Raw genomic sequence first — 26,022 nt, 5'->3', positions numbered from 1 at the left:
TCTCATCGCCTGCGCCCGAAAGCTACTGATCTTCGCCAATGCCGTCGTCGAGCGCGGCACTCCATGGATAAGAAAAGCACCCCAACAGCATCTCGCCCGCTAATGGTTGCGCTTCTCCCACAAGGGGAGAAGGGGGAGCTTGGCATTTAGGTCACCGCAAATCGCCGACGCTGGAGTTTGGCGGAGACGCAGATGCCGGGCTCCCCCTTCGCCCCCTGTGGGAGAAGTTGGCTCGGCGCGCAGCGCCGAGACGGATGAGGGGTCTGCAGCGCGCAACGTTCCCAGGGAGACCACCTATAAATACGCCAGCGTCGGCGATGCGATCATCGAGTGCGAGCGCACTTCACTGCATCTCCAACCGGTGCGCCACGCAGCTGACGGGTCTGTCCATGAAGGCCTTGATCACCATCTCGGCGACCTCGACGAAGCGGCTGCTCGGACCGTCCGCTCCGGCGCAACGCCAGTTTACCCGCGCGCCTTCGATCAGCAGGGTCAGGGCGTCGACCAGCAGTTCCGCCTCGGCGATACCGGCATTGCGGCAGAGCTGCGTGAGGCGCAGCCGGTGCGTCCTTCGGGATTCCTTGATCAGATAGTGCGCCGGGTGATTGCTCTCGACCAACTGGGCCGCGGCATCGAGCAGCTCGCAATTGCCATGGTCGACGGTGACGAACTCGCCCGCACGCCTCACCCAATCCTGGAGCTGGGCCGCGGCGTCGCCCGGGTGGGCCTTTTCCAGCTCCTCCCAAAGGCTCTCCGCCTCGAGACTTGCCTTCTCGATACAGGCAATGAGGAGGTCGTCCTTCGAACCGAAATGGCGGTAGAGCGTCATCTTGTTGCTGCCGGCTGCATCGGCGATCGCGTCGACACCGATGCCGCGGATGCCGTGCTTTCTGAAGAGATCGCGCGCAGCGTCGATGATCCGCTCCCGTGGCGGGGGGACCGATTTGGCAGGAATGGTCATGATCGTTTCCTCCGGTCCCGGTCTTGACGCCGGAATGCCCTTGACAATGTTACCGACCCGTAACATGTGTTGTGACTAGTTAGTAACATTCGCTGCCCCAAGTCAAGATTCCGTCAGTGGCATCCCAGGCCACATCCGGGGCCGAATTGTTCCTTACAAGAGGCGCCTGTCCGAAACTTCCGAGTTTTGGCGGGGCGCAGGGGTTTGGCAGACCGGGGAGGCGACAGATGCTGCGGCGGGAACGCACGCGCAGTGGACTTTTTCGCCACTCGCATGGGTCGGGCGACGTCGAGGGCGCGTACAGATGGTAGGGTTCTTCATTCAGCGTCCGATCTTCGCTTCGGCGATCGCCATTATCATGGTGCTCGCCGGGGGCATCTGCTACTTCCTGCTGCCTGTCGCGCAATTCCCGGACATCACCCCGCCGCAGATCGTCGTCGCCGCCAATTATCCGGGCGCCAGCGCGCAGGTCGTCGCCGACACCGTGACGACGCCGCTCGAGCAGCAGCTCAACGGCGTGCCGGGCATGCTCTACATGTCCTCGACGAGCTCCAATGACGGTTCGTCACGCATAACGATCTCCTTCGAGGTCGGCTATCCGATCGACGTCGCGGCGATGGACGTGCAGAACCGCGTCTCTCAGGCGGCCCCTTCGCTGCCCGCGCTGGTCAACCAGAGCGGCGTCACCGTCACCAAGCAGAACCCGAATTTCACGGTGCTGGTGAATATCGGCGCGAAGGACAATTCGGTCGACTTCACCCAGCTCAGCAACTACGCCTATCTGCAGGTGCTCGACCCGTTGAAGCGCGTGCCGGGCGTCGGCGACGTGCTGTTCTTCGGCGAGCGGCGCTATTCGATGCGCGTCTGGCTCGATCCCGACAAGATGGCGAGCCTCGGCATTACCGCCGTCGACGTGCAGAATGTCATCTCCGAGCAGAACATCCAGGTCGCGGCCGGCAAGATCGGGCAGTCCCCTGCCCCGCCCGGAACGGCCTTCGAGATGCAGGTCAACGCGGTCGGCCGGCTCTCCGATCCCAGCCAGTTCGGCGACATCGTGCTGCGCGTCGACCACGCGAGCGGCGCGGTCGTCAGGCTGCGCGACGTGGCCAAGATCGAGCTCGGCGCCCTCCTCTATTCTTCCTCCTTCAGCCTTAACGGCCAGCAGAGCGTCGTACTCGCGGTCCTGCAGGCCCCGGGTTCCAACGCGCTCGACCTGCAGACCCAGGTCAAGGCGAAGATGGACGAGCTGTCGAAGCGCTTCCCGGCAGGCGTCAGCTACAACATGTTCTACGACACGACGCGCTTCGTGTCGGCCGCAATGGAAGACGTGATCCAGACGCTGGTCGAGGCCTTGCTCCTCGTCATATTCGTCGTCTTCATCTTCCTGCAGAGCTGGCGCACCACGATCATCCCGCTGATCGCCATCCCCGTGTCGCTGATCGCCACGCTGACGGTGATGTACCTGCTCGGCTTCTCGCTAAACATGCTGAGCCTGCTCGGGATGGTGCTTGCCATCGGCCTCGTCGTCGACGACGCGATCGTCGTGGTCGAAAACGTCGAGCGCCAGCTCGAGGGCGGGCTGCCGCCGCTCCAGGCTGCCCGCAGGGCGATGGCGGAGGTGACGGGCCCGATCATCGCCACCACCGCGGTGCTGATGGCTGTCTTCATTCCGGTCGCCTTCATTCCGGGCGTGGCCGGCCGGCTCTACAACCAGTTCGCGCTCACCGTCGCGATCTCCTTCGGCATATCGGCCTTCAACTCCTTGACGCTGAGCCCGGCGCTCAGCGCTGCGTTCCTGCGCCACCGCGGCGAGCCGACTTTCTTCCTGTTCCGCTGGTTCAATGCCGGCTTCAATTGGCTGGCGGAGGTCTATGCCAACAGCATCAGGGGGCTCATCCGCCTGCGCTGGGCGCTGCTCGTGGTCTTCGTCGCCGCGATCGCCGGCATCTGGATGCTCATCCAGCGCATTCCTTCGACCTTCCTGCCGGTCGAGGACCAGGGCTATTTCTTCGTCGTGCTGCAGCTTCCGGACGGCGCCTCGCTCGAGCGCACCGAGGCGGTGGCGAAAAAGTCCGAAGAGATCCTGCGCACCCTGCCAGGCGTCGAATCTGTCGGTTCGGTCGTCGGCTTCAGCTTCCTGTCCTTCGCCAACCAGTCGAATGCCGGCGTCCAGTTCGCCGTGCTGAAGCCATGGAACGAGCGTGGCCCCGATGAGAGCGCGACTGCCCTTCGGGAGAAGGCACAGCATCTCCTGTTCGGGATTCCCGATGCCATGGTGCTTGCCTTCGACCCGCCGTCGATCCAGGGGCTCGGCAGCACCGGCGGCTTCGAATTCCAGGTCGAGGACCTGACCGGCCGCGGCAGCGTGGCGCTGGATCAAGCCACACAGGCGGTGATCGCCGAGGCACGCAAGCAGCCCGAGATCAACCCGTTCACGCTGTTCACGACCTTCAGCACGTCGACGCCGCAGCTCCAATACGATCTCGACCGCAACAAGGCGAAACTGCTCGGCCTCAACCTGCCGGATATCTTCAATACGCTGCAGATCTATCTCGGCTCGCTTTACGTGAATGATTTCAATCTGTTCGGCCGCACTTTCCGCGTCACGCTGCAGGCGGACCCGAACGCGCGCGCTTCGACCACCGATATCTCGCGTCTATATGTGCGCAATTCCGCCGGCGAGATGGTGCCGCTGAACACGCTCGGATCGCTCAAGCCCATCGCAGGGCCGGAGACCGTCACCCACTACAACAATTACCCGTCGGCGCTGATCAATGGCGCGGCGGCGCCCGGCTACAGCTCGAGTCAGGCGATCGCTGCGATGCAGCGCGCAGCCGCGACGGCTCTGCCGAGGGATTTCACCTTCGAATGGACGGGTATCACCTATCAGGAGATCAGGGCAGGCTCGATTGCCATCCTCGTCTTCGGGCTCGCCATCGTTTTCTGCTTCCTGATCCTCGCCGCCCAGTATGAGAGCTGGTCGATGCCGTTCATGGTTCTGCTCGCCGTGCCGCTCGCCCTCATCGGCGCGCTGCTCGGCCTGTGGTTCCGCGGCATGCAGGTCGACGTCTATTCGCAGATCGGCTTCGTGATGCTGATCGGCCTTGCCGCCAAGAACGCGATCCTGATCGTCGAGTTCGCCAAGCGGCGGCGCGAGGAAGGCGAAGACATCGTGACCGCCGCGGCCCAGGCGGCCAGGCTGCGGCTGAGGCCGATCCTGATGACCGCCTTTGCCTTCATCCTCGGCGTCGTGCCGCTGATGAAGGCGACCGGCGCGGGCGCGGCAAGCCGGCAGTCGCTCGGCACGACCGTGTTCGGCGGCATGCTCACTGCAACGGTGCTCACGCTCATCTTCGTGCCGGTCTTCTACGCGGTCCTCGAAAAATGGCGGGAACGCCTGTCCTCGACGCCGATGCGTGGCGCCGAGCACGCCCAACCCGCCGAATAGAATTGGAGTTGAAGATGCGTCGTCTCAAATTCGGCATCAACACGGCCCTCATCACCGTCGCGCTCGCGGGCGCCTATCTGCTGGCCCGCGGTGAAATCGAATTCAGCGGTGGCGGCGCCGCAGGTGCTGCCCCGGCCGCTCCCGCTCAGCAGGCGATGCCTGTCCCGGTGGTCGGCATCGTCAAGAAGACCGTCCCGATCTATCTCGACTATTCGGCGCGCACCGAAGCGATCCGCGACGTCACGCTCCAGGCCAAGGTGTCGGGCTATCTGCAGCAACAGGTGGTTCCGGACGGCACGGACGTGAAGGCGGGCGATCTCCTCTACAAGATCGAGCCGAGCGATTTCGAGGCAGCGCTCGACCTTGCCAAGGCACAGGTTCAGCGCGACGAAGCCTCGCTCGACTATCTGCGCAGCAATCTCAATCGGGGCAACGAGCTCACCAGCAGCGGCTATCTGGCAAAAGACACCTTCGACCAGCGCACCAGCGCCGTGAAGCAAGGCGAGGCAGCGCTCGCAATGTCGCGCGCGGCTGTGCGCACGGCCGAGCTCAACCTCAAGAACACCGAGATCCGCGCGCCTTTTGCCGGCCGGCTTGGCCGCAACAGGGCGCCCGAAGGCACGTTGGTGAGCAGCACCGCAGGCACGCCGCTTAACAATCTCGTGCAGCTTTCGTCCATCTACGTCACCTTCAATCCCAGCGAGACCGACCTCGCCGAGATCCAGAAGGCGCTTGCCAAGGGCAAGGTGGAAGCGGAAGTGTTCCTGCCCGGCGAGGACAAGCCACGGCATCGCGGCGAAGTCACTTTCATCGACAATTCGGTCGAGCGCTCCACAGGAACCATCGTCGCGCGTGCGACGATCGACAATAATGACCTGACGCTCCTGCCCGGCCAGTATGTCCGCGTTCGCCTGCTCATAAAGCAGCAGCCGGATGCGCTGATGGTGCCGCAGACGGCGCTCGGCTCCGGTCAGTTCGGCAAATATGTCTATGTCGTCGGTAAGGGCAATGTCGTGGAGCAGCGCCTGGTGTCGCTGGGGCCCGCCGAAGGCGATCTCGTCGTGCTGGCGTCCGGCGTCACGGAAGGCGACCAGATCATCGCGGGCAACCTGCAGAAGATCTTTCCGGGTGCGCCGGTGCAGCCGATGCAGGAGCAAGCGAAGCCGCAATCGTAGCCGGGTTCCACGCGGCTCGCCGCAACTCGCCCAGTTTGGAGATTGGCTGAGGCAGAAATGCCTGGCATTTTGCGCCTCCGCCAATCTGCAACGTTGGCGATTTGCGGTGAGCTGAATGCCCCCCCTTCGGTAGATTTTGAAAGGGAGAGGGCGAAGCTCAGTCAATCTAAAGCAGAATGCGCTAGGTTCTTGTGCGTTCGGCAGCGCGAGCCAGCAACTGCTCGAGAGTCACCGGGCGAAAATTCCAGACATCGACACCCACATCATATTGCCTGGAGTTGCCCTTCAAGCGGCCATGTGAATGACCGTGCAGATCGATCGATTTCTTGCCCATCTGGTTCCAGGTCAGAAACGGGTAATGGCACAGAATCAGCAGCTTTCCGTCCACAGAAAGTTCGGCATAGTGCTGTGTGCTCGACCAACCGGCGGCCGCGACCGTAGCCGCATCGTCATTGTTGCCGATGATGAGGTTTTTTCTGCCGTTCAGCCGCGCCAGAAGCTCCTCAATTCCGGATTGAGGACCAGCACGGGCGAAATCGCCGAGGTGCCATATCTCGTCGCCTGGCGCGACGATCTCGTTCCAGAACCCGATCAGCTGCTCGTCATGCTCGCGAACCGAAGCGAACGGGCGGCGATCGAGCGCCAGCACGCGGGGATCACCGAAATGCGTATCGCTGGTGAAGCAAAGCAACCGAATTCTCCGTTTCGGCCGGCACCTTGGCCTTGATTCATCATTTCAATCCGCGGAAACTATGGGCTCCGCCAATTGGGCCGCAGTAACCGGAGATCAAATGCGACTGCTGACGAATGGCGAGGCCTCCAGTCCAAACCGCCAGGGTCTGTCGGCAGCTCGTGTGATCCCGATGCGCGGGCCGCTCGACAGCGGCAGTTCACCATCGGGCGGCACGAAGCGGAACGGCGCCCCATCGAGCGGAGCACCGTTCAAGGATCCGTCGATACCGAGCGCCTGACAAAGGCGACCCGGGCCGGAACACAGCTTGCGCAGATCGGCGGTGCCTCGCCTCGCCTTCATCTCGTCTATCCCCGATCGCGGTTCCAGGGCGCGTATGAGGACAGCGCTCCCCGGCAGGCAGACGAAATTCAGGCACCAATGGATGCCGTAAGAGCGATAGACATAGGCGATGGCCGGAGGGCCGAACATCGCAAGGTTGCGGTTGGTCTCGCCGCGATAGCTGTGCGAAGCAGGATCGTCACGCTCATAGGCTTCGGTTTCGACGATCACGCCCCCGATGCCGTCGACCAGCAGCTCGGCGCCGATCACTTTTCGTGCCACTTCTAAAGCCGGGCGCGTGAAAAAATCCCTCAACGCCGCCACTTGCTCGCTGCCGCTTGCGTGCTGAACCCCCAAGGATTCTGCGCCATTCGCGAATTTCCTCACCGGCATCCTTGCACCCCATGGTCCAAACACAAACATATCAACAGAGAGCAAGGCTGCGACCGACAGATTTGTTGAAATGCTGAGCCAAGCGAGTAGCGTTTGCAGAATGCACGACGTCGGAAAGGATCGCTCCGATTTGAAGGAACAACTCGGCTGCCGGACAGTTCAATCTGTGCGGGAGCCGGCAGGCGAGAGCCGCCCCCCAATGCGAGGTTGCCATGCGCGGGACAGAAACTGACGTCTTCGATCTTTTTTCGGAGATTTACACCAGCGTTGCCCAGGAGGAGGTCAGTCTTCAGCAGTATCTCCTAGCTTGCCGCGAAGATCGCTCCATGTATGCCACAGCGGCCGAACGGATGGTGGATGCGATCGGCGAGCCGACCCTGGTCGATACGAGCAAGGATGAACGGCTCGGCCGCATCTTCGCGAACAGGACGATCAAGATCTATCCGTCCTTCGCCGATTTCTACGGCATGGAAGACACGATCGAGCGGATCGTCGGCTATTTCCGCTACGCATCCCAAGGTCTCGAAGAACGCAAGCAGATCCTCTACCTGCTCGGTCCCGTCGGTGGCGGCAAGTCGTCGCTCGCCGAGCGGCTCAAGAAGCTGATGGAGCAGCGGCCCATCTACACCTTGAAGGTAGGCGGCGAGGTCAGCCCGATCTTCGAATCACCCCTCGGGCTCTTCAATCCGGAACGGATGGGTGACCTTTTCGAGGACAAATACGGCATTGCCCGGCGGCGGCTGAACGGCCTGATTTCCCCCTGGGCGTCGAAGCGTCTCGACGAGCTGAACGGCGACATTTCGAAATTCAGCGTCGTCAAGATCATGCCATCGCGGCTCCGCCAGATCGCGATTGCCAAGACCGAACCGGGCGATGAGAACAACCAGGACGTTTCCGCCCTGGTCGGCAAGGTCGATATCCGGCAGCTCGAAAACTACAGCCAGTCCGATCCGGACGCCTATTCCTATAGCGGCGGCTTGAACCGCACGACCCAGGGCCTGCTCGAGTTCGTGGAGATGTTCAAGGCTCCGATCAAGGTCCTGCATCCGCTGCTGACCGCCACGCAGGAAGGCAGCTACAACGGCACCGAGAACTTCGGCTCATTCCCCTATCAGGGGATCGTCGTCGCCCACTCGAACGAGTCCGAATGGCTGCAGTTCAAGAGCAACAAGAACAATGAGGCGTTCCTCGACCGTATCCTGGTGGTCAAGGTCCCCTACTGCCTGAGGGTCACCGAAGAAAGGCAGATCTACGAGAAGTTGTTGCGCGAAAGCGAGCTCGCCAACGCTCCTTGCGCGCCGGAAGTCCTGGACATCCTGAGTCGCTTTACGGTTTCCACGCGGCTCGCCGAGCACGACAATTCACCGCTCTACACCAAGATGCGGGTCTATGACGGGGAGAACCTCAAGGAGCTCGATCCTAAGGCGAAATCCATCCAGGAATACCGGGACGCGGCAGGCGTCGACGAAGGCATGACCGGCGTCAGCACGCGCTTCGCCTTCAAGATACTATCGCAGACCTTCAACTACGACACGAAGGAAGTGGCGGCCGATCCGGTGCACCTCATGTACATACTGGAGCAGGCCATCAAGCGCGAGCAGTTCCCGAAGGATGCAGAGACCGCGTATCTCGATTTTATCAAGTCGGAGCTCGCCACGCGTTATGCCGAGTTCATCGGCCACGAGATCCAGAAAGCCTATCTGGAATCCTACAGCGAGTATGGCCAGAACCTGTTCGACCGCTACATCGCCTATGCGGACGCCTGGGTGGAGGACCAGGATTACAAGGACCCGGATACCGGGCAGATTCTCAACCGGGAAGTGTTGGACAGCGAGTTGTCGCAGATCGAGAAGCCTGCCGGCATCGCCAACCCGAAGGACTTCCGCAACGAGGTCGTGAAGTTTGCGTTGCGCGCCCGTGCCAGGAACCATGGCCGCAATCCATCATGGACCAGCTATGAGAAGCTGCGCGAAGTGATCGAGAAGCGTATGTTCGGCCAGGTCGAGGATCTGCTTCCCGTCATCAGCTTCGGCTCCAAGAAGGACAGCGTAACGGAAAAGCAGCACACCGAGTTCGTGCAGCGTATGGTCGAGCGCGGCTATACCGAGCGGCAGGTGCGGCGTCTGGTCGACTGGTACATGCGGGTGAACAAGGCCGGCTGAAGGTCAGCGCAAGGCAACCATGCCGAACATCATCGATCGCCGCCTGAACCCGAAAGACAAGAGTCTCAGCAACCGCCGCCGCTTCCTGAGGCGCGCGCGCGAGGAGTTGAAGCGGAGCATCAAGGAGCAGATAACGACCGGCAAGATTGCCGATGTCGACGCCGAGCATACCGTCTCGATGCCTATAAGGGGCACTAGCGAGCCGACATTCGAGAACAGGAGGGACAGCGGCCGGCGGGAACATGTCCTGCCGGGCAACAAGCAGTTCGGCCAAGGCGACCGTATCCCCAAGCCGGGCCAGGGCGGCGGAGTAAGCTCCGGCCCCTCGATGCGCGACTCCGAGGACGATTTTCGCTTCGTGCTCTCGCGCGAGGAAGTGCTCGACCTGTTTTTCGAGGACCTCGAGCTTCCCGATATGGTCAAGCTGAACCTGAAGGAGATCGTGACCTACAAGCCCCGGCGAGCAGGCTTCACGGTGAGCGGCACGCCGACCAACATCAACGTCAAGCGCACGATGCGCAACAGCTATGCGCGCCGGATCGCGCTGAGCCGACCCAAGCAGGAGCATATCGACGCGATCAGGGACGAGCTTGCAACGCTGGAGGCGGACCCGTTGCCTGCCACGGCGAAGCGGGAGCAGGTCGCAAAACTGCGCGAAGAGCTGGAAAGGCTGCAGCGCAGGCGCAGACTGATCCCGTATGTCGACCCGGTCGATATCCGCTTCAACCGATTCGAGGGCCAGCCCGTGCCCACCGCCAATGCGGTCATGTTCTGTCTCATGGACGTTTCCGGTTCGATGGGCGAACGTGAGAAGGACCTTGCCAAGCGGTTTTTCGTGCTTTTGCACCTATTCCTGAAGCGGCGTTACAACCGGACGGAAATCGTCTTCATCCGTCACACCCATGAGGCGCACGAAGTCGATGAAGAGACGTTTTTCTACAGCACCCAGAGCGGCGGCACGGTCGTCTCGACCGCGCTGCAGGAGATGCGTCGCGTCATAGACGAGCGCTATCCTGCCCGCGACTGGAACATCTACGCGGCGCAGGCCTCGGACGGCGACAATTTTGCGACCGATTCAGATCGTTGCATTGCCCTTCTCGACAGCGAGATCATGCGGCTTTGTCAGTACTTCGCCTATGTCGAAATCATCGACGAACGCGAAAGCCACATCTTCGGGACCACCGACAACGGAACTTCGCTTTGGCGCGCCTATCGCGTGATCAGCGAAAAGTGGCCGAATTTCCAGATGACCCGGATCGCGAGACCGGCCGAGATCTACCCGGTGTTCCGCCAGCTTTTCGCCAAGCAGCCGGGCTCGCAAAAGAACCGTTGAGGGCGCAGGCATGGCAAGGCGCGTGGGCAAGTCTCAGCTGATCGTGTCGGGGTCCGACTGGAACTTCGAGAAACTCTCTCGAGCCTATGAAGCCATCGAGACCATCGCGCTGAACGAGCTCCAGCTCGACGTCTACCCGAACCAGATGGAGATCATCTCGTCCGAGCAGATGCTCGATGCCTACTCCTCCGTCGGCATGCCGCTGATGTATCGCCATTGGTCGTTCGGCAAGCATTTCCTTTTCCAGGAGCAGCTCTACCGCAAAGGCGGACGAGGTCTCGCCTACGAGCTCGTCATCAACTCCAATCCCTGCATCATCTATCTGATGGAGGAGAACACCATGGCCCTGCAGGCCCTGGTGACGGCTCACGCAGCCTTCGGGCACAACCATTTCTTCAAGAACAACTACCTGTTCCAGCAGTGGACCGACGCCGGCGCGATCCTGAGCTATCTTGATTTCGCCAAGACGTACATCACGCGATGCGAAGAGCGGTACGGAGTTGCGGCGGTGGAAGCAATCCTGGACCCCGCCCACGCGCTGATGGAGCAAGGTGTGTTCAGGTACCGGCGCCCACCCCGCCTCACCTCGGAAAAGGAACGGGAAGAGGCGCGGGAGCGGCTCGAATACGAAGAACGCGCTTACAATGACCTCTGGCGGACGCTCCCCCAGAAAAAAAAGGGAAGCGAGACCGAAGAACCGGACAGCGTGGCGGAGCGGAAAAAGTCGCTAAACCTTCCCGAGGAGAACCTGCTCTACTTCCTGGAGAAGAACAGCCTGATCCTCGAGCCATGGCAGCGAGAAATCCTCAGGATTGTGCGCGTCATCGCGCAATATTTCTATCCGCAGCGGCAAACCCAGGTGATGAACGAAGGCTGCGCCACCTTCGTCCATTACACGATCATGAACATGCTATTCGACCAAGGAAAGATGACCGAAGGCGCAATGCTGGAGATCCTGCGCAACCATGCGAATGTGATCTTCCAGCCCGGCTTCGACGATCCGCGCTATTCCGGGATCAATCCCTATGCGCTTGGCTTCGCGATGATGCAGGACATCCAACGTATCTCCATGGAGCCGACCGCGGAGGATCGCGACTGGTTTCCGCATATGGCCGGAAACGGCAACTGGCTTGAGACACTTCTCAATGCCTGGGCGAACCATCGCGACGAATCCTTCATCCGCCAATATCTGAGCCCAGCATTGATAAGGAAATGGCGGTTCTTCGTGCTCTCCGATGTGGCGCAGGAGGCGCATTACGAAGTCGCGTCGATCCACAATGAACGCGGCTATGAAAAGATACGATCCGACCTCGCTCACACCTACGACATCGGGGCGAACCGGCCGGACATCCAGGTCGTGGACGTGGACTTGCTCGGCAACCGCCACCTGAGGCTGCAGCATACGGTCAAGAACGGCATATTGTTGGAAGAGACGAGCCGCGATGCCACATTGCGGCATATCCGCAGCCTGTGGGGATATGACGTCAGCCTGGCCGGCGTGGACGCCGAAACGGGGAGCACGCTCTACGAGCGATCGACCAGCCAGATCAGCAGATAGGGTGCCATCTCCGCTGATCTGAGCGCTTCCCCATCTATTTGTTTGTTCAAGCATCGGATTCCTCTGAAAAACCGCTTCGCGGTTTTCGGTCCGATGCTCTAGCTTCCGGTCAGGTCGATGAGGCTGCCGGGGGATCACAATGCGCAGGAACGAAATTCCGCTTATCGAGGTCTGTGTCGAGGGCATTGACGGCCTGATCGCGGCTCAAGAGGCAGGCGCAGACCGGGTCGAGCTTTGTGCAAGCCTGCTTGAAGGCGGCATCACGCCGAGCTTCGGCACGGTGCGCGAGGCGATGAAGCTGGCGGACATTCCTTTCCATGTGATCGTGAGGCCGCGCGGCGGCGACTTCCTCTATTCCGAAGCCGAGTTCGCTTCGATGCTGGCCGATGTGGCGGCGCTCAGCGAGCTGGGCGTTGCAGGTGTGGTGGTTGGCTGCCTGACTGCGGACGGCGATATCGACGAGCCGCGCATGCGAACCCTTGTCGAGGCAGCCGGGCCGCTCGCCGTCACCTGCCATCGCGCTTTCGACATGACACGCGATCCGCGGGACGCGCTGGAGGCCCTCATACGGTCGGGCGTCGGCCGTGTGCTCACCAGTGGCCAGCGCGACACCGCGATCGAAGGCATCGAGCTCATCGCGGCACTGGTGAAGCAGGCCGCGGAGCGCATCATCATCCTCGGCTGCGGCGCGCTCACTCCTGAAAACATCGGCATGGTGCGTGCCAAGACAGGGCTCACGGAGATGCATTTCGCATCGCTCGAGGACGTGCCGAGCGGAATGCGCTTCCGCAACCCCCATGTCGGCATGGGTGGCACAGAGCTCGACCGGGAATATCGGAACACGGTGACCGACCGCGCGCTGGTGAAGGCGACGATCGCTGCGGCGCGGGCCGGTTGATATTTTTCGCCACGCTGCGAAACGCAGTTTACGGTTTTGGGGAGGCTCCAATGCGCTGGGTTCTGGGAGGTCTGCTCTGTGCGTTTGCCGCGCTCAGCCCGGCGGCGGCCAGTGACGCCGACACGCTCTACCGGGCGGTCGCGATCGTCACCGGCACAGGGGAGGAAAACAGACAGATAGGCTTCCGGCTCTGCATGGAAGATGTGATCGTGCGCGTCTCCGGTGACTACCGGCTCATCACGTCCGGCAAGGCGGCGGGGGCCGTCAACGAGGCAGCCGGCTTCGTCGACAAATTCAAGTACCGCGATCGGCTTGAGGGCATTCCGGTTCATGACGAACAGGGCACACATGACCGGCCGCACGATCTTACCGTCGACTTCAATCGCGCCAAACTGGATGCCGCCCTCGCCGAGATGGGCAGTCGCCCGTGGCTCGATCCGCGGCCGAGGCTCACCGTCATCCTCGGCGTGAAGAATGCCACGTCCGACTTCGTGCTTACGGCGGAGGGCGAGCAAGGCTTCTACATGCGGGATTCCTTCGCAGCCGCCTCCGACAAAATCGCGATCCCGATCGCCCTGCCCTCGCGCGCTCTGGTCGACCGGGCAGGACTGACGACGAGCCGACTCTCGGAACCGGATCCTGCCGCGCTCGACGAAATCGCGCGGGCTGCCGGCGGCGACAAGGCACTGGCGGGCACGCTGATCTGGAGCGACGAGGCACTGGGCTGGACCGCCGAGTGGCGGCTCGATTTCCAAGGCAAGCCCTATCGCTGGCGCATTGCCGGGGTCAGCTTCGACGATGCCTTTCGCAATGCGCTACGCGGCGCCGCGCAGGTGTTTTCCGGCAACGGTGAGCCGCAGAGTTAGCTTAGGCCGGCAGCTGTCCGTTGATGTCGATCACCTTGCCGTCAGCGAGCGTCACGCGGCGATCCATGCGGGCGGCGAGCTCGTGGTTGTGCGTGGCAATCAACGCGGCGAGACCCGATTGCCGCACCAGTGCTTCCAGCGCGTCGAAAACATAGATCGCCGTCCCGGGGTCCAGGTTGCCGGTCGGCTCGTCGGCGAACAGCACCAAGGGCGCATTGGCGACGGCACGGGCGATCGCGACGCGCTGCTGCTCACCGCCGGATAGTTCGGCCGGGCGATGCTCGGCACGCTTTGCGATCTTCATGTAGTCGAGAAGCTGCAAGGCGCGTGCCGCAGCCTCCTTTTCCCCGAGACCGCGAATGAGCTGCGGAATGACGATGTTCTCAAGCGCCGAAAACTCCGGCAGGAGGTGATGGAACTGATAGACGAAGCCGATATCGTTGCGGCGGATGGCCGTGCGCTCATCGTCGGAAAGCCTGCCGCAGGCGCGTCCTCTGAGGATGACGTCGCCGGCATCGGGCCGTTCGAGCAGACCGGCTATGTGCAGCAGTGTCGACTTGCCCGCGCCAGATGGCGCCACGAGCGCCACCATCTCGCCTTTCGACAGCGTGAAATCGGCACCGGAAAGAACCGTCAGCTTTCTCTGGCCCTGGACGTAGTGCCGCTCGACGCCCTTGAGCTCAATGACTGGCTCCGTCATTCGTACCTCAGGGCCTCGACAGGATCGAGCTTGGCGGCCCGCCAGGCCGGAAAGATCGTGGCGATGAAGGAAAGCACGAGCGCCATGACAATCACCGAGATGGTCTCCTTGGGATCCATCTTCGCCGGCAGTTGCGACAGGAAATAGAGCTCGGGGTTGAAGAGAACGGTGCCCGACAGCCACGAGAAGAACTGGCGGATCGACTCGACGTTGAGGCAGAGTAGTATCCCCAGAACGACGCCTGCCACGGTGCCCGCCACGCCGATGGCCGCTCCCGTCATCAGGAAAATTCGCAGCACCGCGCCACGAGTGGCCCCCATGGTCCGGAGGATCGCGATGTCGTGGCCCTTGTCCTTCACCAGCATGATCAGGCCGGAGATGATATTGAGAGCCGCGACGAGCACGATCAGCGTCAGGATCATGAACATCACATTGCGCTCGACTTGCAGCGCGCTGAAGAAAGTATGGTTCCTCTGGCGCCAGTCGGTCAGGTAGATCGGTCTCTGCGCCGCCTCCTCGACCGCCGGGCGCATCGCATCGACCGCATCAGGATTGTCGACGAATATCTCGATCGATTGGACGCGGTTGTCCTGATTGAAATAGAGCTGCGCTTCCTGCAGCGGCATGAAAACTATCGCAGAATCGTATTCCGACATGCCGATCTCGTAGATCGCAACGATCGGATAGGCCTTGACACGGGGCGTCGTGCCGAGCGGCGTCACATCGCCGTCGGGCGACACCAGCGTGATCATGTCGCCGACCGCCAGTCCGAGGTTCTCGGCCATTCGGGTGCCGATCGCTACCCCGCCGCTATTGTCGAAATCGTCGATCGTGCCCGTGCGGATGTTGTCCCTGACCAGCTCGATCTTATGCAGGTCCTCGGCGCGGATGCCGCGCACCAAGGCGCCTGTGCCCGAGCTGGTGCTGCCCGAAGCCAGCACCTGGCCGTCAATGAGGGGGATCGCGTATTTTACGCCCTTGACCCCGGAAATGCGCCCGGCGACTGCCGCATAATCGTCAAGCGGGCTGTCGACCGGAGTGAGGATCAGATGGCCGTTGATGCCGAGGATGCGCACCAGAAGCTCGGCCCGGAAGCCGTTCATGACGGCCATCACGACGATCAGGGTTGCAACGCCAAGCATGATGCCTGCAAAGGAGATCGCGGCGATCACTGAGATGAAGGCTTCCTTGCGGCGCGACCTCAGATAGCGCCAGGCAATCATTCGTTCGAAGGTCGAGAAAGGCCCCGCCCCTGTCGGCGATGCCGCGGCTGCCTTGCTCATGCCGCCGAACTCAGCCGGCCGACGACATCGGCGATCGCAACATTTGCGCGCTCGCCCGTGCGGCGGTTCTTGATCTCGACCTCGCCGGCGGCGACGCCACGCGGTCCGACGATGACTTGCCAGGGCAGACCGATCAGGTCGGCAGTGGCGAACTTCGATCCGGCTCGCTCGTCGGTATCGTCATAGAGGACGTCCTTGCCCGAAGCCGCCAGTGAGTCATAGAGCTCCTCGGCCACCCGGTCGCAGGCCGGATCCCCCGCCTTCATGTTGATCAATCCAACATCGAAGGGAGCAACACTTTCCGGCCAGATGATACCGTTGTCGTCATGCGAGGCCTCGATGATGGCGGCGACCAGCCGTGTCGGACCAATTCCGTAGGAGCCTCCGGAGATGAAATGATCCTTACCGTCGGGACCGGTGACCTTGGCGTTCATCGGTTTCGAATATTTTTGGCCGAAATGGAAGATGTGACCAACCTCGATGCCGCGGGCCGACAAGCGCTCGTCCTCCGGGATTGCTTCCCAGGCCTTCTCGTCATGCATCTCGTCGGTTGCGGCATACGGCGCCGTCCACCGCTGCACGATGTCGCCAATCTCGTTGTCGTCCGAGAAATTGGTGTCTTCGCCGGGAACAGGCAATGCAAGGAAATCGCGATGGCAGAAGACCTGGCTCTCCCCGGTATCGGCGAGGATGATGAACTCGTGGCTGAGGTCGCCGCCGATCGGGCCGGTGTCGGCGCGCATCGGGATCGCCTTCATGCCCATTCGGGTAAAGGTGCGCAGATACGACACGAACATGCGGTTGTAGGCAGCCTTCGCGCCTTCGTAGTCGAGGTCGAAGGAATAGGCGTCCTTCATCAGGAATTCGCGGCTGCGCATGACGCCGAAGCGGGGCCTCACTTCGTCGCGGAACTTCCACTGGATGTGGTAGAGGTTGAGCGGCAGGTCCTTGTAGGACTTGACGTAGGTGCGGAAGATCTCCGTCACCACCTCCTCATTGGTCGGGCCGTAGAGCATGTCGCGGTCATGGCGATCCTTGATGCGCAGCATCTCCTTGCCGTAGCCGTCATAGCGGCCGCTCTCCCGCCAAAGATCGGCGGACTGGATGGTCGGCATCAGGATCTCGAGAGCGCCGGCGCGGTTCTGCTCTTCACGGATGATGGCACAGACCTTGTCGAGCACGCGTTTTCCGAGCGGCAACCAGGAGAAGCTGCCGGCCGCCTGCTGGCGGATCATGCCGGCGCGCAGCATCAGGCGATGCGAAACGATCTCCGCCTCGCGCGGTGTCTCTTTCAGGATAGGCAGGAAGTAGCGCGAAAGCCGCATAAGGTGTCCTGGGCTCTGTCTCGTTGTGCACCGGATCCATCCGAAAATCACTTCCCGGTCCGATGCCTTTCATGAATGAAAGCCGCCGGAATCGGCGGCCATTGCAAGCGGTCGTGCTGCAGTCGCTTCATAGCCATTTCGCGCCGCGTTGAAAACCCGATGCTCGCTCCGACCGGACGCTTAATGGGGTGGCTGGCTTTCAGGCAGTTGTTGCCGTTTCATTGTGCAATGCAGCACATCAAACTCTGTTTCCAAGCAAATTTTTGCGTGACATTTCGTTCGACGTTAGGCTAATGTTTCGCCATAAATGAGGAGGCAGAGAGAAATCTGCCTCTCTACGCGGTCAAAGTCTTGGGAGGATGCGATCTAGGCGCGGTTACTCGCTGCCGCCGGACACCGGAGTTAGATCGGACGCGTTTCCTTGCAAGGCCTCAGCGCCTTGCATTTTTTTTGTGCAATCGACTTTTTGTCCTGTTTTCTTCAAGCTTGGCCTCCAAGTGAAAGCCGGTGCTTGTTCGCGAATTCCTGAACTTGAAGTCTATGACAACGGCGTAGCAGAAAGCGCCGCCACATGTCCTCCAATCTGTTTCAGTCGAAGTTCGGAACGATCTGCGGGAGGTCGTCGAAACTGTAGCCCAGGCCCCGCGTCAGGCCATAAAACACACCGCACACGAGGAACGCAGCGATTGTGGTGCGAACCACCACCTTCAGCATGTGCGGTCCGCGTGGCGCGCTTGCCACTGTGCCGAGCGTCACGTCGTTGTCCTCGTCCTGCGTCCTCACCCCGAACGGCAGCATGGCGAACAGCACCGTCCACCAGACGACGAAGTACAAGGCAATTACCGAAACCCAGGTCATGCTTCCTCCAGTTCCACAAGTGTCCCGAAGAAATCCTTTGGGTGGAGGAAGAGAACCGGCTTGCCATGCGCACCGGTCTTCGGCTCACCGTCGCCGAGGATGCGGGCGCCATCCGCCGTCAGGCGGTTGCGCGCGGCGATGATGTCATCGACCTCGTAGCAGACATGATGCATGCCGCCGGCCGGATTCTTCTCCAGAAAGGCGGCGATCGGCGAGGCATTCCCCAGCGGCTCCAACAGCTCGATCCTGGTGTTGTCTAAATCCACGAAAACGACCGTCACACCATGCTCCGGCAGCGCCTGCGGCGCGCTGACTTTCGCCCCCAATGTCTCGCGATACTTCGTGGCTGCTGCCACGAGATCGGGAACAGCGAGCGCGACATGGTTCAAGCGTCCAAGCATGGTTTTGAGTGGTTGAAGTTCGAGTCTCTCGTGGGGTGAATGGTGAATAGTGAATGGTGAATAGGATGAGAGGCGTCCTGCTCTCGAATGAGCACGGCACAAGTCGGCACTCACCTAACCTTTGCTACTCACCATTCGCTATTCACCATTCACTACCCCTACCGCGTCACGAACACCGTGACGATGGGCTTTTTGCCCCAGGCCTCATTGGCCGCGCCGCGCACGGCACGCCGCACGGCCTCCGACAGCAGGTCGAGGTCCCTGCGGCGCGGCCGGGGAATGCTCTCGATGGCACCGACCGCGGCATCGAGCATCAGCTCCTCGAGCTTCTCGCCGGAGGCGTCGGCCTCGGGAACGCCTATCGCGACGAGGTCGGGATCGCCAGCGATCTCATATTTCTGGTCAAGCACCACGTTTACCGCGACATGACCGACATAGGAGAGCTTGCGGCGATCGCGAATGCCCATGGCCTGGTCGTCGCCGATGAGATAGCCGTCCTTGAAGATACGGCCGAACGGCAACCGGTCGATGATTTCGGGGTCGCCCGGCCAGAGCCGCAGGACGTCGCCATTGCGCACTTGCGCTACATGGCCGATGCCGGAAGTCGCCATGAGCGAGCCATGCGCGACCAGATGCGCCGCCTCGCCATGCACCGGCACGCCGATCTTCGGTCGCGTCCATTCATACATCTTGCGCAGTTCGCTGCGTCGCGGGTGGCCGGACACGTGCACAAGGGCGTCGCTATCCTCGACGATCTTGACGCCCTGGTCGATCAAAAGGTTCTTGATCTCGAGGATCGCCTTTTCATTGCCCGGGATGGTGCGCGAGGAGAATATCACCGCATCGCCGGGTGATAGCGCGAGCGTCTTCATCTCGTTGCGGGCGAGCTTGGCAAGCGCGGCCCGCGGCTCGCCCTGGCTGCCCGTGCAGATCACGACCAGCTTCTCACGCGGAATAAGCTGATATTCCTCTTCGTGCCGGAACGGCGGGAGGTTCTCCATATAGCCCAGCTCGGAGGCCACATCGATGACCCGCTTCATCGAGCGGCCGAGGACGAGAACCTCGCGTCCGGCATCGCGCGCCGCTTCCGCAACCAGCCGGATGCGTGCGACATTGGAGGAGAAGCTGGTGACGGCCACCCTGCCCTTCGCCTCTTCGATCACCTTGCGGATACCCTGGCCTACCGCTTGCTCGGATGGGGATTCGCCCTCGCGCAGCGCGTTGGTGGAATCGCAAACCAGGGCCAGCACACCGGCGTCGCCGAGGGCACGGAAGCGCGGCTCGTCGATCACGGGGCCGAGCTCAGGGTCGGGGTCGATCTTCCAGTCGCCGGTATGGATGACGGTGCCGGCCGGGCAAGTGATGGCCAGCGACATCGGTTCGGGTATTGAATGCGCGACCGGAACGGCCTCGATGGAGAACGGCCCGACCGTGAACTTCTCGCCGGCGCGGTAGACCGTCACCGGAATCTCCGGGGCACCCGGCTCGGATTCACGCTTGGCCTGAAGCAAGCCGGCGGTGAATGGGGTCATCCAGCATTGCACCCTGAGCCGCGGCCAGAGGTCGAGCAGCGCGCCGTAGTGATCTTCATGCGCATGGGTGATGACGATGCCCTTGAGCGAGCCGAGGTTCTCCTCGACGAAGCGGATGTCGGGCAAGACGAGGTCGACGCCAGGCAGGTCGGGGCCAGCGAAAGTGACGCCGCAATCAACCATGACCCATTCCCGCGCTTCGGCCGGACCATAGCCGTACAGCGCGAGGTTCATGCCGATCTCGCCGACACCGCCCAGCGGCGCGAAGACCAGTTCGGGCTGGTTAATGTCTGCCATACCGACTCCTTAGGCGGCGCTCGCTTGCTGACCACACGGTCATTGCGGCCTTATACCGCAGCTGCCGATGCGACTGCGCCGAAATGCACATCGCCGGCGGCGATCCTCACTGCCTCGCCGCTTTGCGACCGAATGACAAAACGACAGTCGTCGTCGATCGTTTCGAAGACGCCGCTCAGCACATTGCCGTCGACGCGAACCGCGACCTCCGAGCCGAGGCCGGCTGCACGTGCCAGCCACCGGTCGCGGATGCGGGCAAGACCGCGGCCTTCGTCCCAATCGCGTGCATTGGCGTTCCAAGAGTCCGACAACGCCAGGAACAGTGTCTCGGCATCGGCATTCGAACCCAGCCCTGCGAGCGAAGTGGCCCGATAGGGTAGCCCCTCCGGATGGGCAACGACGTTGACGCCGATGCCGATCGCAAGCGCGTACCGGCCGTCGTCAAGCAGCGAGGATTCGAGCAGGATGCCGACAAGCTTTGCGCCGCCGGCCAGCACATCATTCGGCCATTTGAGCTCGAACCGGGTTCCGCCCTGCCCGCCGCCGTCAATACCGACCCGCCCCGGCGTGACCACCGCTGCGAGGGCATCCGAGATCGCCAGCCCGGCAACGAAGCCGAGCGTAGCGGCGAGTTTCAGCTCACTTTGTCCGACCCAAAGCAGCGTCGCCGCGAGGTTGCCGTAAGGCGATTCCCACGCTCGCCCTCGGCGGCCGCGGCCGCTTTCCTGGCGCTTCGAAACGATCCACAGCCTGCCGCGATCGCCCTGCCTCGCCCGCTCCAAAGCGAGAGCATTGGTCGAGCCGACCGTTTCGTGCGCTTCGAGCCTGTACCCGTCGAGGGTTGCCGTGGGCGCGAGGGAGAATGCCATCAGAAAAATGACTTGGCGGCTGCCTCGGCCATCCGACCGATGGGCCCGCCGATCAGAACGTAGAACAGCACGAATGCACCGGACAGGCCGATCACCGTGCGAAGTTCGAAGGACATCGGCTGGAAGGCGCCGACAGGCTCGTCGAACCACATGAGCTTGACGATGCGGAGGTAGTAGAAGGCTCCAACCACCGAAGTGAGCACACCGATCACAGCGAGCGCGTAGAGCTTGGCATCGATCGCGGCGAGGAAAACGTACCATTTCCCGAAGAAGCCTGCGAGCGGCGGGATGCCCGCAAGAGAGAACATCAGGATTGTAAGCACGGTCGCCATCGCCGGATTGGTGGCGGAGAGACCGGCGAGCTCGCTGATCTCCTCGACATTCTCGTCGTTGCGGCGCATGGCAAGGATCACCGCGAAGGTGCCGAGCGTCATCACCATATAGATCAGCATGTAGATTGCGACGCCGCGCACGCCTGCCTCATTATTGGCAGCGAGCCCGACCAGGGCATAGCCCATATGGCCGATCGACGAATAGGCCATCAGCCGCTTGATATTGTTCTGGCCGATCGCAGCGAAGGCGCCGAGCGCCATCGAGGCGATCGAGATGAAGACGACGATCTGCTGCCAATCGACCGCAATCGGCCCAAAAGCGCCCATGGTGACGCGCACGACGAGCGCCATCGCTGCCATTTTTGGCGCAGCCGCGAAGAAGGCGGTCACCGGTGTCGGCGCGCCTTCATAGACGTCGGGCGTCCACATATGGAAGGGCACGGCGGAGATCTTGAAGGCAAGGCCGGTGAGAACGAAGACGAGACCGAATACCAGGCCGAGCTGCCGTTCGCCGCCGCCAAGCGCCGTGGCGATAGCCTGAAAGCCGGTGTTCCCGGTATAGCCGTAGACGAGGGTTATGCCGTAAAGCATCATGCCGGACGACAGCGCGCCGAGCACGAAATACTTCAATCCCGCTTCCGTGGAGCGGACGTTTTCGCGGTTGATGGCGGCGAGCACATAGAGCGCCAGCGACTGCAGTTCCAGCCCGAGATAGAGCGAGATCATGTCGTTCGCGGCGATCATCAGCATCATGCCGAGCGTCGAAAGCACGACCAGCACGGGATATTCGAACTTGTCGAACTTCTCCTGCTTCGCGAACTCGGTCGACATGATCAGGGTCACGATCGACCCGATCAGTGTGACCACCTTCATGAAGCGGCCGAACTCGTCGTTGATAAAGGCACTGCCGAAAGCCGCACCGTGCCCGCTCGAAAAGATCACCCAGGCGCCCGCGACGATGAGGATGACGATAGCGAGGCCGGTCACCAGCCGGTTGGAAGCTTCGCCCGCATATGCTCCAACCATCAGAAGGAAGAGCGCCCCGGCAGCGAGCAGCAGCTCCGGGCCGGTGAGCGAGAGGCTGGAGGAGAGGTCTGCAGTCATTCCTTGAGCCTTGTCAATTCGCCAGCGCCGTCTTGGCGGCGTCGAGTGAAGCGGTCACATTGTTGAGCAGCGCGTCGACCGAGGCGGCTGTCGCGTCGAAGACCGGCGCCGGGTAGACGCCGTAGAAAATGACGAGCACCATCAGCGGATAGAGGATCGCTTTCTCGCGTGGCGAGAGGTCGAGCAGGCCCTTGAGGTTCTCCTTGGTGAGCGCACCGAAGATCACCCGACGGTAGAGCCAGAGCGCATAGCATGCCGACAGGATCACGCCGGTGGTGGCAAACAGCGCCACCCAGGTGTTCACCCGGAAAATGCCGAGCAAGGTCAGGAACTCGCCGACGAAGCCGCTGGTGCCGGGAAGCCCGACATTGGCCATGGTGAAGACCATGAACGCCGTGGCGTATTTCGGCATGTTGTTGACCAGCCCGCCGTAGACGGCGATCTCGCGGGTATGCATGCGATCGTAGATGACCCCGACGCAAAGGAACAGCGCGCCGGACACGAGGCCGTGCGACAGCATCTGGAAAATCGCGCCCTGCACGCCTTCGGCGTTCATCGCGAAGATGCCCATCGTCACGTAGCCCATATGCGCGACGGAGGAATAGGCGATCAGCTTCTTCATGTCGTCCTGCATCAGGGCGACGAGCGAGGTGTAGATGATGGCGACGACGGAGAGCGTGAAAACGAGAGGCGCGAAAAAGGCAGAGGCTTCCGGAAACATCGGTAGCGAGAAGCGCAGGAAGCCATACCCGCCCAGTTTCAGGAGGATGGCAGCGAGGATCACGGAGCCGGCGGTCGGCGCCTCCACATGGGCGTCAGGCAGCCAGGTATGGACCGGCCACATTGGCAGCTTGACTGCGAAGGAAGCGAGGAAGGCCAGCCACAACCAGCGCTGCATCTCCACCGGGAACTTGTGCGTGAGAAGCTGGGCGATATCGGTCGTGCCCGCCTGCCAATACATCGCCATGATCGCGAGCAGCATCAGCACGGAGCCAGCGAAGGTGTAGAGGAAGAACTTGAAGCTCGCATAGACGCGGCGTTTGCCGCCCCACACGCCGATGATGAGGAACATCGGGATAAGGCCGGCTTCGAAGAAGACGTAGAAAAGGACGATGTCGAGCGCGCAGAACGCGCCGACCATCATCGTTTCCAGCACCAGGAACGCGATCATGTAATCCTTGACGCGGTTCTGGACGGATTCCCAGCTGGCCAGGATCGAGATCGGCATCAGGAACGTGGTCAAGATGACGAACAGCATCGAGATGCCGTCGACGCCCATGTGATAGGAGATGCCGGATCCCAGCCAGTCCACCTTCTCGACCATCTGGAAACCGGGATCGGAGTTGTCGAAATCGATCCAGATCAGCAGCGAGACCAGGAAGGTGATAATGGTCGTCCAGAGCGCGATGGCGCGGATGTTGCGCCGTGCGCTCTCGCCTTCGTCGCGGATCAACAGGATCAGAAACGCGCCGACGAGCGGGAGGAAGGTGACCGTCGACAGAATTGGCCAATCGGTCATGATCTAGAACGAGCTCCCGAGCATCATCCAGGTGATAAGGGCCGCGACCCCGATCAGCATGGCAAAGGCGTAGTGATAGAGATAACCGGTCTGCAGCTTGATGACGCGGTTGGTCACGTCGACGACGCGGGCCGAGACGCCGTCGGGGCCGAAACCGTCGATCAGCCAGCCGTCGCCGCGCTTCCACAGGAAATAGCCAAGGCGCTTCGCCGGATTGACCAGCAGGAAGTCGTAGATCTCGTCGAAATACCACTTGTTGAGCAGGAACCCGTAGAGAATGCGGTGGTTCGCGGCCGCCTGCTTCGGCAGCTCCGGCCTGCGAATATAGTACTGCCAGGCGACCGCCAGTCCTATCAGCATGGCAAAGAACGGACAGAGCTCGACCCAGAGCGGAGAATGATGGATCTCCGCGAGGATGTGGTTGTCGGGCAATGTGAAGAGCGACGTCCGCCAGAACTCGGCCTGCCCCTCCCCGATGAATGAACCGTAGAAGATCGCTCCCGCGAAAAGCGCGCCGGCCGCGAGAATGTAGAGCGGCACCAGCATCACCGGCGGCGATTCATGAACATGGTGCATGACCTCATGGCTTGCACGCGGCTCGCCATGGAACGTCATGAAGATCAACCGCCAGGAATAGAAGCTGGTAAAGGCGGCCGCGATGACCAGGAGCACGAAGGCGGCAGCCGCAAAGCTGTTCTCGCCCATGAAGGCTGCTTCGATGATGGCGTCCTTGGAGAAGAAGCCGGCTGTGCCGATGATGGTCGCAGGGATGCCAACCCCGGTGAGCGCCAGGGTGCCTATCACCATCATCCAGTAGGTCTTGGGAATGTAGGTCCTCAGCCCGCCCATCTTGCGCATGTCCTGCTCGTCCGAGACGGCATGGATGACCGAGCCGGAGCCCAGGAAGAGCAGCGCCTTGAAGAAGGCGTGGGTGAAGAGGTGGAAGATCGCTGCGCCATAGGCGCCGACGCCCAAGGCGACGAACATGTAGCCGAGCTGCGAGCAGGTCGAATAGGCGATGACGCGCTTGATGTCGTTCTGCACCAGACCGACCGTCGCGGCGAAGAAGGCCGTAAAGGCGCCGATGAAGGTCACGAAAGTGAGCGCCGTGTGCGACAGCTCGAAGAGGGGCGACAGTCTCGCCACCATAAAGACGCCGGCGGTCACCATGGTTGCGGCATGGATCAACGCAGAGACCGGCGTCGGGCCCTCCATTGCGTCTGGCAGCCAGGTGTGCAGCGGCACCTGAGCCGACTTGCCCATGGCGCCCATAAAGAGGAGCAGGCAGACAACCGTCAGCGCGCTCTGCCTGTCGAGCGCATAGCCGAGGAAGTGCAGGACCGCTTCGCCGCCGGCCGCACCTTCGGCTGGGATGAAGGACTGCGCATTGGCGAAGACCGTGCTGAGATTGATCGAGCCGAACAGAACGAACACACCGAAAATGCCGAGCGCGAAGCCGAAATCGCCGACGCGATTGACGACGAATGCCTTGATGGCCGCCGCGTTGGCCGAGGGCCGTTTGTACCAGAAGCCGATCAGCAGATAGGAGGCGAGGCCGACGCCTTCCCAGCCGAAGAACATCTGCACGAGATTGTCGGCCGTCACCAGCATCAGCATGGCGAAGGTGAAGAGCGACAGATAGGCGAAGAAGCGCGGCCGGTCGGGATCGTGGTGCATGTAGCCGATCGAATAGATGTGCACCAGCGATGAGACGGTGTTGACGACGACCAGCATGACCACGGTGAGCGTGTCGATGCGGAAGGCCCAGTCGACGGAAAGGCCGCCCGATTGAATGAAGCGCAGCACCGGAACCGTGAAGGGCTCGGCGTCGCTGAAGCCGACCAGGAAGAAGGCGATCCAGGACAGCACCGCAGCGATCACCAGGAAGCCCGAGGTGATGTATTCGCAGGCGCGTGCGCCGATCGAGCCGCCGCCTAGGCCGGCAATCAGGAAACCGAGAAGGGGAAGGAAGACGATCGCGTAGTACATGGCTTGC

Annotated in this window: 20 protein-coding genes; 7 read left to right on the top strand and 13 right to left on the bottom strand. The window is 61.8% G+C overall.

The genetic code is table 11. The features are described from left to right. Positions 1-343 precede the first annotated feature (343 nt). Positions 344-961, bottom strand: coding sequence for a TetR/AcrR family transcriptional regulator (locus tag SAZ10_RS06920; RefSeq protein ID WP_318608446.1), 618 nt, complete (start codon positions 959-961; stop codon positions 344-346). 304 nt (positions 962-1,265) lie between these two features. On the opposite strand from SAZ10_RS06920, the gene SAZ10_RS06915 reads away from it, so the two are divergent. Together SAZ10_RS06915 and SAZ10_RS06910 are read left to right on the top strand one after the other, a co-directional pair. After that, the gene (locus tag SAZ10_RS06915) at positions 1,266-4,409 is read left to right on the top strand and encodes a multidrug efflux RND transporter permease subunit (protein ID WP_318608445.1); all 3,144 of its coding nucleotides are present in this window, start codon (positions 1,266-1,268) and stop codon (positions 4,407-4,409) included. A 14-nt stretch (positions 4,410-4,423) separates the two neighbouring features. Further along, a complete protein-coding gene (locus SAZ10_RS06910) occupies positions 4,424-5,584 on the top strand; it encodes an efflux RND transporter periplasmic adaptor subunit (protein WP_318608444.1) in 1,161 nt (386 codons plus the stop codon). A 181-nt stretch (positions 5,585-5,765) separates the two neighbouring features. Here SAZ10_RS06910 and SAZ10_RS06905 read toward each other — a convergent pair whose 3' ends face one another. Next, a complete protein-coding gene (locus tag SAZ10_RS06905; protein WP_318608443.1) occupies positions 5,766-6,275 on the bottom strand; it encodes a metallophosphoesterase in 510 nt (169 codons plus the stop codon). Positions 6,276-6,371: 96 nt separating this feature from the next. Next, positions 6,372-6,989 carry a DNA-3-methyladenine glycosylase gene (locus tag SAZ10_RS06900; protein ID WP_412535168.1) on the bottom strand — a complete coding sequence of 206 codons (618 nt, stop codon included), beginning with the start codon at positions 6,987-6,989 and terminating at the stop codon, positions 6,372-6,374. A gap of 212 nt (positions 6,990-7,201) precedes the next feature. On the opposite strand from SAZ10_RS06900, the gene SAZ10_RS06895 reads away from it, so the two are divergent. The 5 genes from SAZ10_RS06895 (at position 7,202) to SAZ10_RS06875 (ending at position 13,806) form a co-directional block, all read left to right on the top strand. After that, a complete protein-coding gene (locus SAZ10_RS06895) occupies positions 7,202-9,151 on the top strand; it encodes a PrkA family serine protein kinase (RefSeq protein WP_318608442.1) in 1,950 nt (649 codons plus the stop codon). 19 nt (positions 9,152-9,170) lie between these two features. Next, positions 9,171-10,484 (top strand): YeaH/YhbH family protein, encoded by a 1,314-nt coding sequence (locus SAZ10_RS06890; RefSeq protein ID WP_318608441.1) that lies wholly within the window; start codon positions 9,171-9,173, stop codon positions 10,482-10,484. A 10-nt stretch (positions 10,485-10,494) separates the two neighbouring features. Continuing rightward, entirely contained in the window at positions 10,495-12,042 is a 1,548-nt protein-coding gene (locus SAZ10_RS06885) for a SpoVR family protein (RefSeq protein ID WP_318608440.1), read from the top strand. Positions 12,043-12,181: 139 nt separating this feature from the next. Next, positions 12,182-12,940 carry a copper homeostasis protein CutC gene (locus tag SAZ10_RS06880; RefSeq protein ID WP_318608439.1) on the top strand — a complete coding sequence of 253 codons (759 nt, stop codon included), beginning with the start codon at positions 12,182-12,184 and terminating at the stop codon, positions 12,938-12,940. 50 nt (positions 12,941-12,990) lie between these two features. Continuing rightward, positions 12,991-13,806, top strand: a complete 816-nt coding sequence (locus tag SAZ10_RS06875) for a DUF2066 domain-containing protein (RefSeq protein ID WP_318608438.1) — start codon at positions 12,991-12,993, stop codon at positions 13,804-13,806. Position 13,807: 1 nt separating this feature from the next. Here the strand turns inward: SAZ10_RS06875 and SAZ10_RS06870 are convergent, their stop codons facing one another. The 10 genes from SAZ10_RS06870 to nuoL all read right to left on the bottom strand — a co-directional run bounded on the left by SAZ10_RS06870 (position 13,808) and on the right by nuoL (position 26,015). Then, positions 13,808-14,506 carry an ABC transporter ATP-binding protein gene (locus tag SAZ10_RS06870; protein WP_318608437.1) on the bottom strand — a complete coding sequence of 233 codons (699 nt, stop codon included), beginning with the start codon at positions 14,504-14,506 and terminating at the stop codon, positions 13,808-13,810. Then, complete coding sequence (locus tag SAZ10_RS06865) at positions 14,503-15,789, bottom strand: lipoprotein-releasing ABC transporter permease subunit (RefSeq protein WP_318608436.1); 1,287 nt, start codon at positions 15,787-15,789, stop codon at positions 14,503-14,505. The genes SAZ10_RS06870 and SAZ10_RS06865 overlap by 4 nt, the downstream gene beginning before the upstream one ends. Further along, positions 15,786-17,114, bottom strand: coding sequence for a proline--tRNA ligase (gene proS / locus SAZ10_RS06860; RefSeq protein ID WP_318608435.1), 1,329 nt, complete (start codon positions 17,112-17,114; stop codon positions 15,786-15,788). The genes SAZ10_RS06865 and proS overlap by 4 nt, the downstream gene beginning before the upstream one ends. A gap of 588 nt (positions 17,115-17,702) precedes the next feature. Beyond that, positions 17,703-17,972, bottom strand: coding sequence for a DUF1467 family protein (locus SAZ10_RS06855; RefSeq protein ID WP_318608434.1), 270 nt, complete (start codon positions 17,970-17,972; stop codon positions 17,703-17,705). After that, on the bottom strand, positions 17,969-18,373 hold the full coding sequence (mce, locus tag SAZ10_RS06850; RefSeq protein WP_318608433.1) for a methylmalonyl-CoA epimerase: 405 nt from the start codon (positions 18,371-18,373) through the stop codon (positions 17,969-17,971). Before mce ends, SAZ10_RS06855 begins: the two co-directional genes overlap by 4 nt. A gap of 158 nt (positions 18,374-18,531) precedes the next feature. Next, positions 18,532-20,202: a ribonuclease J gene (locus SAZ10_RS06845; protein WP_318608432.1), complete on the bottom strand. Its 1,671-nt coding sequence runs from the start codon at positions 20,200-20,202 to the stop codon at positions 18,532-18,534. Positions 20,203-20,252: 50 nt separating this feature from the next. Continuing rightward, positions 20,253-21,071: a biotin--[acetyl-CoA-carboxylase] ligase gene (locus SAZ10_RS06840; protein WP_318608431.1), complete on the bottom strand. Its 819-nt coding sequence runs from the start codon at positions 21,069-21,071 to the stop codon at positions 20,253-20,255. Further along, on the bottom strand, positions 21,071-22,507 hold the full coding sequence (gene nuoN / locus SAZ10_RS06835; RefSeq protein WP_318608430.1) for an NADH-quinone oxidoreductase subunit NuoN: 1,437 nt from the start codon (positions 22,505-22,507) through the stop codon (positions 21,071-21,073). Before nuoN ends, SAZ10_RS06840 begins: the two co-directional genes overlap by 1 nt. Positions 22,508-22,520: 13 nt before the next feature. Beyond that, on the bottom strand, positions 22,521-24,026 hold the full coding sequence (locus tag SAZ10_RS06830; RefSeq protein ID WP_318608429.1) for an NADH-quinone oxidoreductase subunit M: 1,506 nt from the start codon (positions 24,024-24,026) through the stop codon (positions 22,521-22,523). 3 nt (positions 24,027-24,029) lie between these two features. After that, positions 24,030-26,015: an NADH-quinone oxidoreductase subunit L gene (gene nuoL / locus SAZ10_RS06825; protein WP_318608428.1), complete on the bottom strand. Its 1,986-nt coding sequence runs from the start codon at positions 26,013-26,015 to the stop codon at positions 24,030-24,032. Positions 26,016-26,022: the final 7 nt, after the last annotated feature.

The organism is Mesorhizobium sp. BAC0120 (assembly GCF_033542235.1).
GTDB lineage: Bacteria > Pseudomonadota > Alphaproteobacteria > Rhizobiales > Rhizobiaceae > JAWRCU01.
This window is presented reverse-complemented; position numbering and strand designations above follow the sequence as displayed.

Excerpts from the sequence above, each read along its gene's own strand:
- SAZ10_RS06920 (WP_318608446.1), bottom strand. The coding sequence starts at position 961 with ATGACCATTCCTGCCAAATCGGTCCCCCCGCCACGGGAGCGGATCATC.
- SAZ10_RS06915 (WP_318608445.1), top strand. The coding sequence starts at position 1,266 with ATGGTAGGGTTCTTCATTCAGCGTCCGATCTTCGCTTCGGCGATCGCC.
- SAZ10_RS06910 (WP_318608444.1), top strand. The coding sequence starts at position 4,424 with ATGCGTCGTCTCAAATTCGGCATCAACACGGCCCTCATCACCGTCGCG.
- SAZ10_RS06900 (WP_412535168.1), bottom strand. The coding sequence starts at position 6,989 with ATGCCGGTGAGGAAATTCGCGAATGGCGCAGAATCCTTGGGGGTTCAG.
- SAZ10_RS06895 (WP_318608442.1), top strand. The coding sequence starts at position 7,202 with ATGCGCGGGACAGAAACTGACGTCTTCGATCTTTTTTCGGAGATTTAC.
- SAZ10_RS06890 (WP_318608441.1), top strand. The coding sequence starts at position 9,171 with ATGCCGAACATCATCGATCGCCGCCTGAACCCGAAAGACAAGAGTCTC.
- SAZ10_RS06885 (WP_318608440.1), top strand. The coding sequence starts at position 10,495 with ATGGCAAGGCGCGTGGGCAAGTCTCAGCTGATCGTGTCGGGGTCCGAC.
- SAZ10_RS06880 (WP_318608439.1), top strand. The coding sequence starts at position 12,182 with ATGCGCAGGAACGAAATTCCGCTTATCGAGGTCTGTGTCGAGGGCATT.
- SAZ10_RS06875 (WP_318608438.1), top strand. The coding sequence starts at position 12,991 with ATGCGCTGGGTTCTGGGAGGTCTGCTCTGTGCGTTTGCCGCGCTCAGC.
- SAZ10_RS06870 (WP_318608437.1), bottom strand. The coding sequence starts at position 14,506 with ATGACGGAGCCAGTCATTGAGCTCAAGGGCGTCGAGCGGCACTACGTC.
- SAZ10_RS06865 (WP_318608436.1), bottom strand. The coding sequence starts at position 15,789 with ATGAGCAAGGCAGCCGCGGCATCGCCGACAGGGGCGGGGCCTTTCTCG.
- proS (WP_318608435.1), bottom strand. The coding sequence starts at position 17,114 with ATGCGGCTTTCGCGCTACTTCCTGCCTATCCTGAAAGAGACACCGCGC.
- SAZ10_RS06855 (WP_318608434.1), bottom strand. The coding sequence starts at position 17,972 with ATGACCTGGGTTTCGGTAATTGCCTTGTACTTCGTCGTCTGGTGGACG.
- mce (WP_318608433.1), bottom strand. The coding sequence starts at position 18,373 with ATGCTTGGACGCTTGAACCATGTCGCGCTCGCTGTTCCCGATCTCGTG.
- SAZ10_RS06845 (WP_318608432.1), bottom strand. The coding sequence starts at position 20,202 with ATGGCAGACATTAACCAGCCCGAACTGGTCTTCGCGCCGCTGGGCGGT.
- SAZ10_RS06840 (WP_318608431.1), bottom strand. The coding sequence starts at position 21,071 with ATGGCATTCTCCCTCGCGCCCACGGCAACCCTCGACGGGTACAGGCTC.
- nuoN (WP_318608430.1), bottom strand. The coding sequence starts at position 22,507 with ATGACTGCAGACCTCTCCTCCAGCCTCTCGCTCACCGGCCCGGAGCTG.
- SAZ10_RS06830 (WP_318608429.1), bottom strand. The coding sequence starts at position 24,026 with ATGACCGATTGGCCAATTCTGTCGACGGTCACCTTCCTCCCGCTCGTC.
- nuoL (WP_318608428.1), bottom strand. The coding sequence starts at position 26,015 with ATGTACTACGCGATCGTCTTCCTTCCCCTTCTCGGTTTCCTGATTGCC.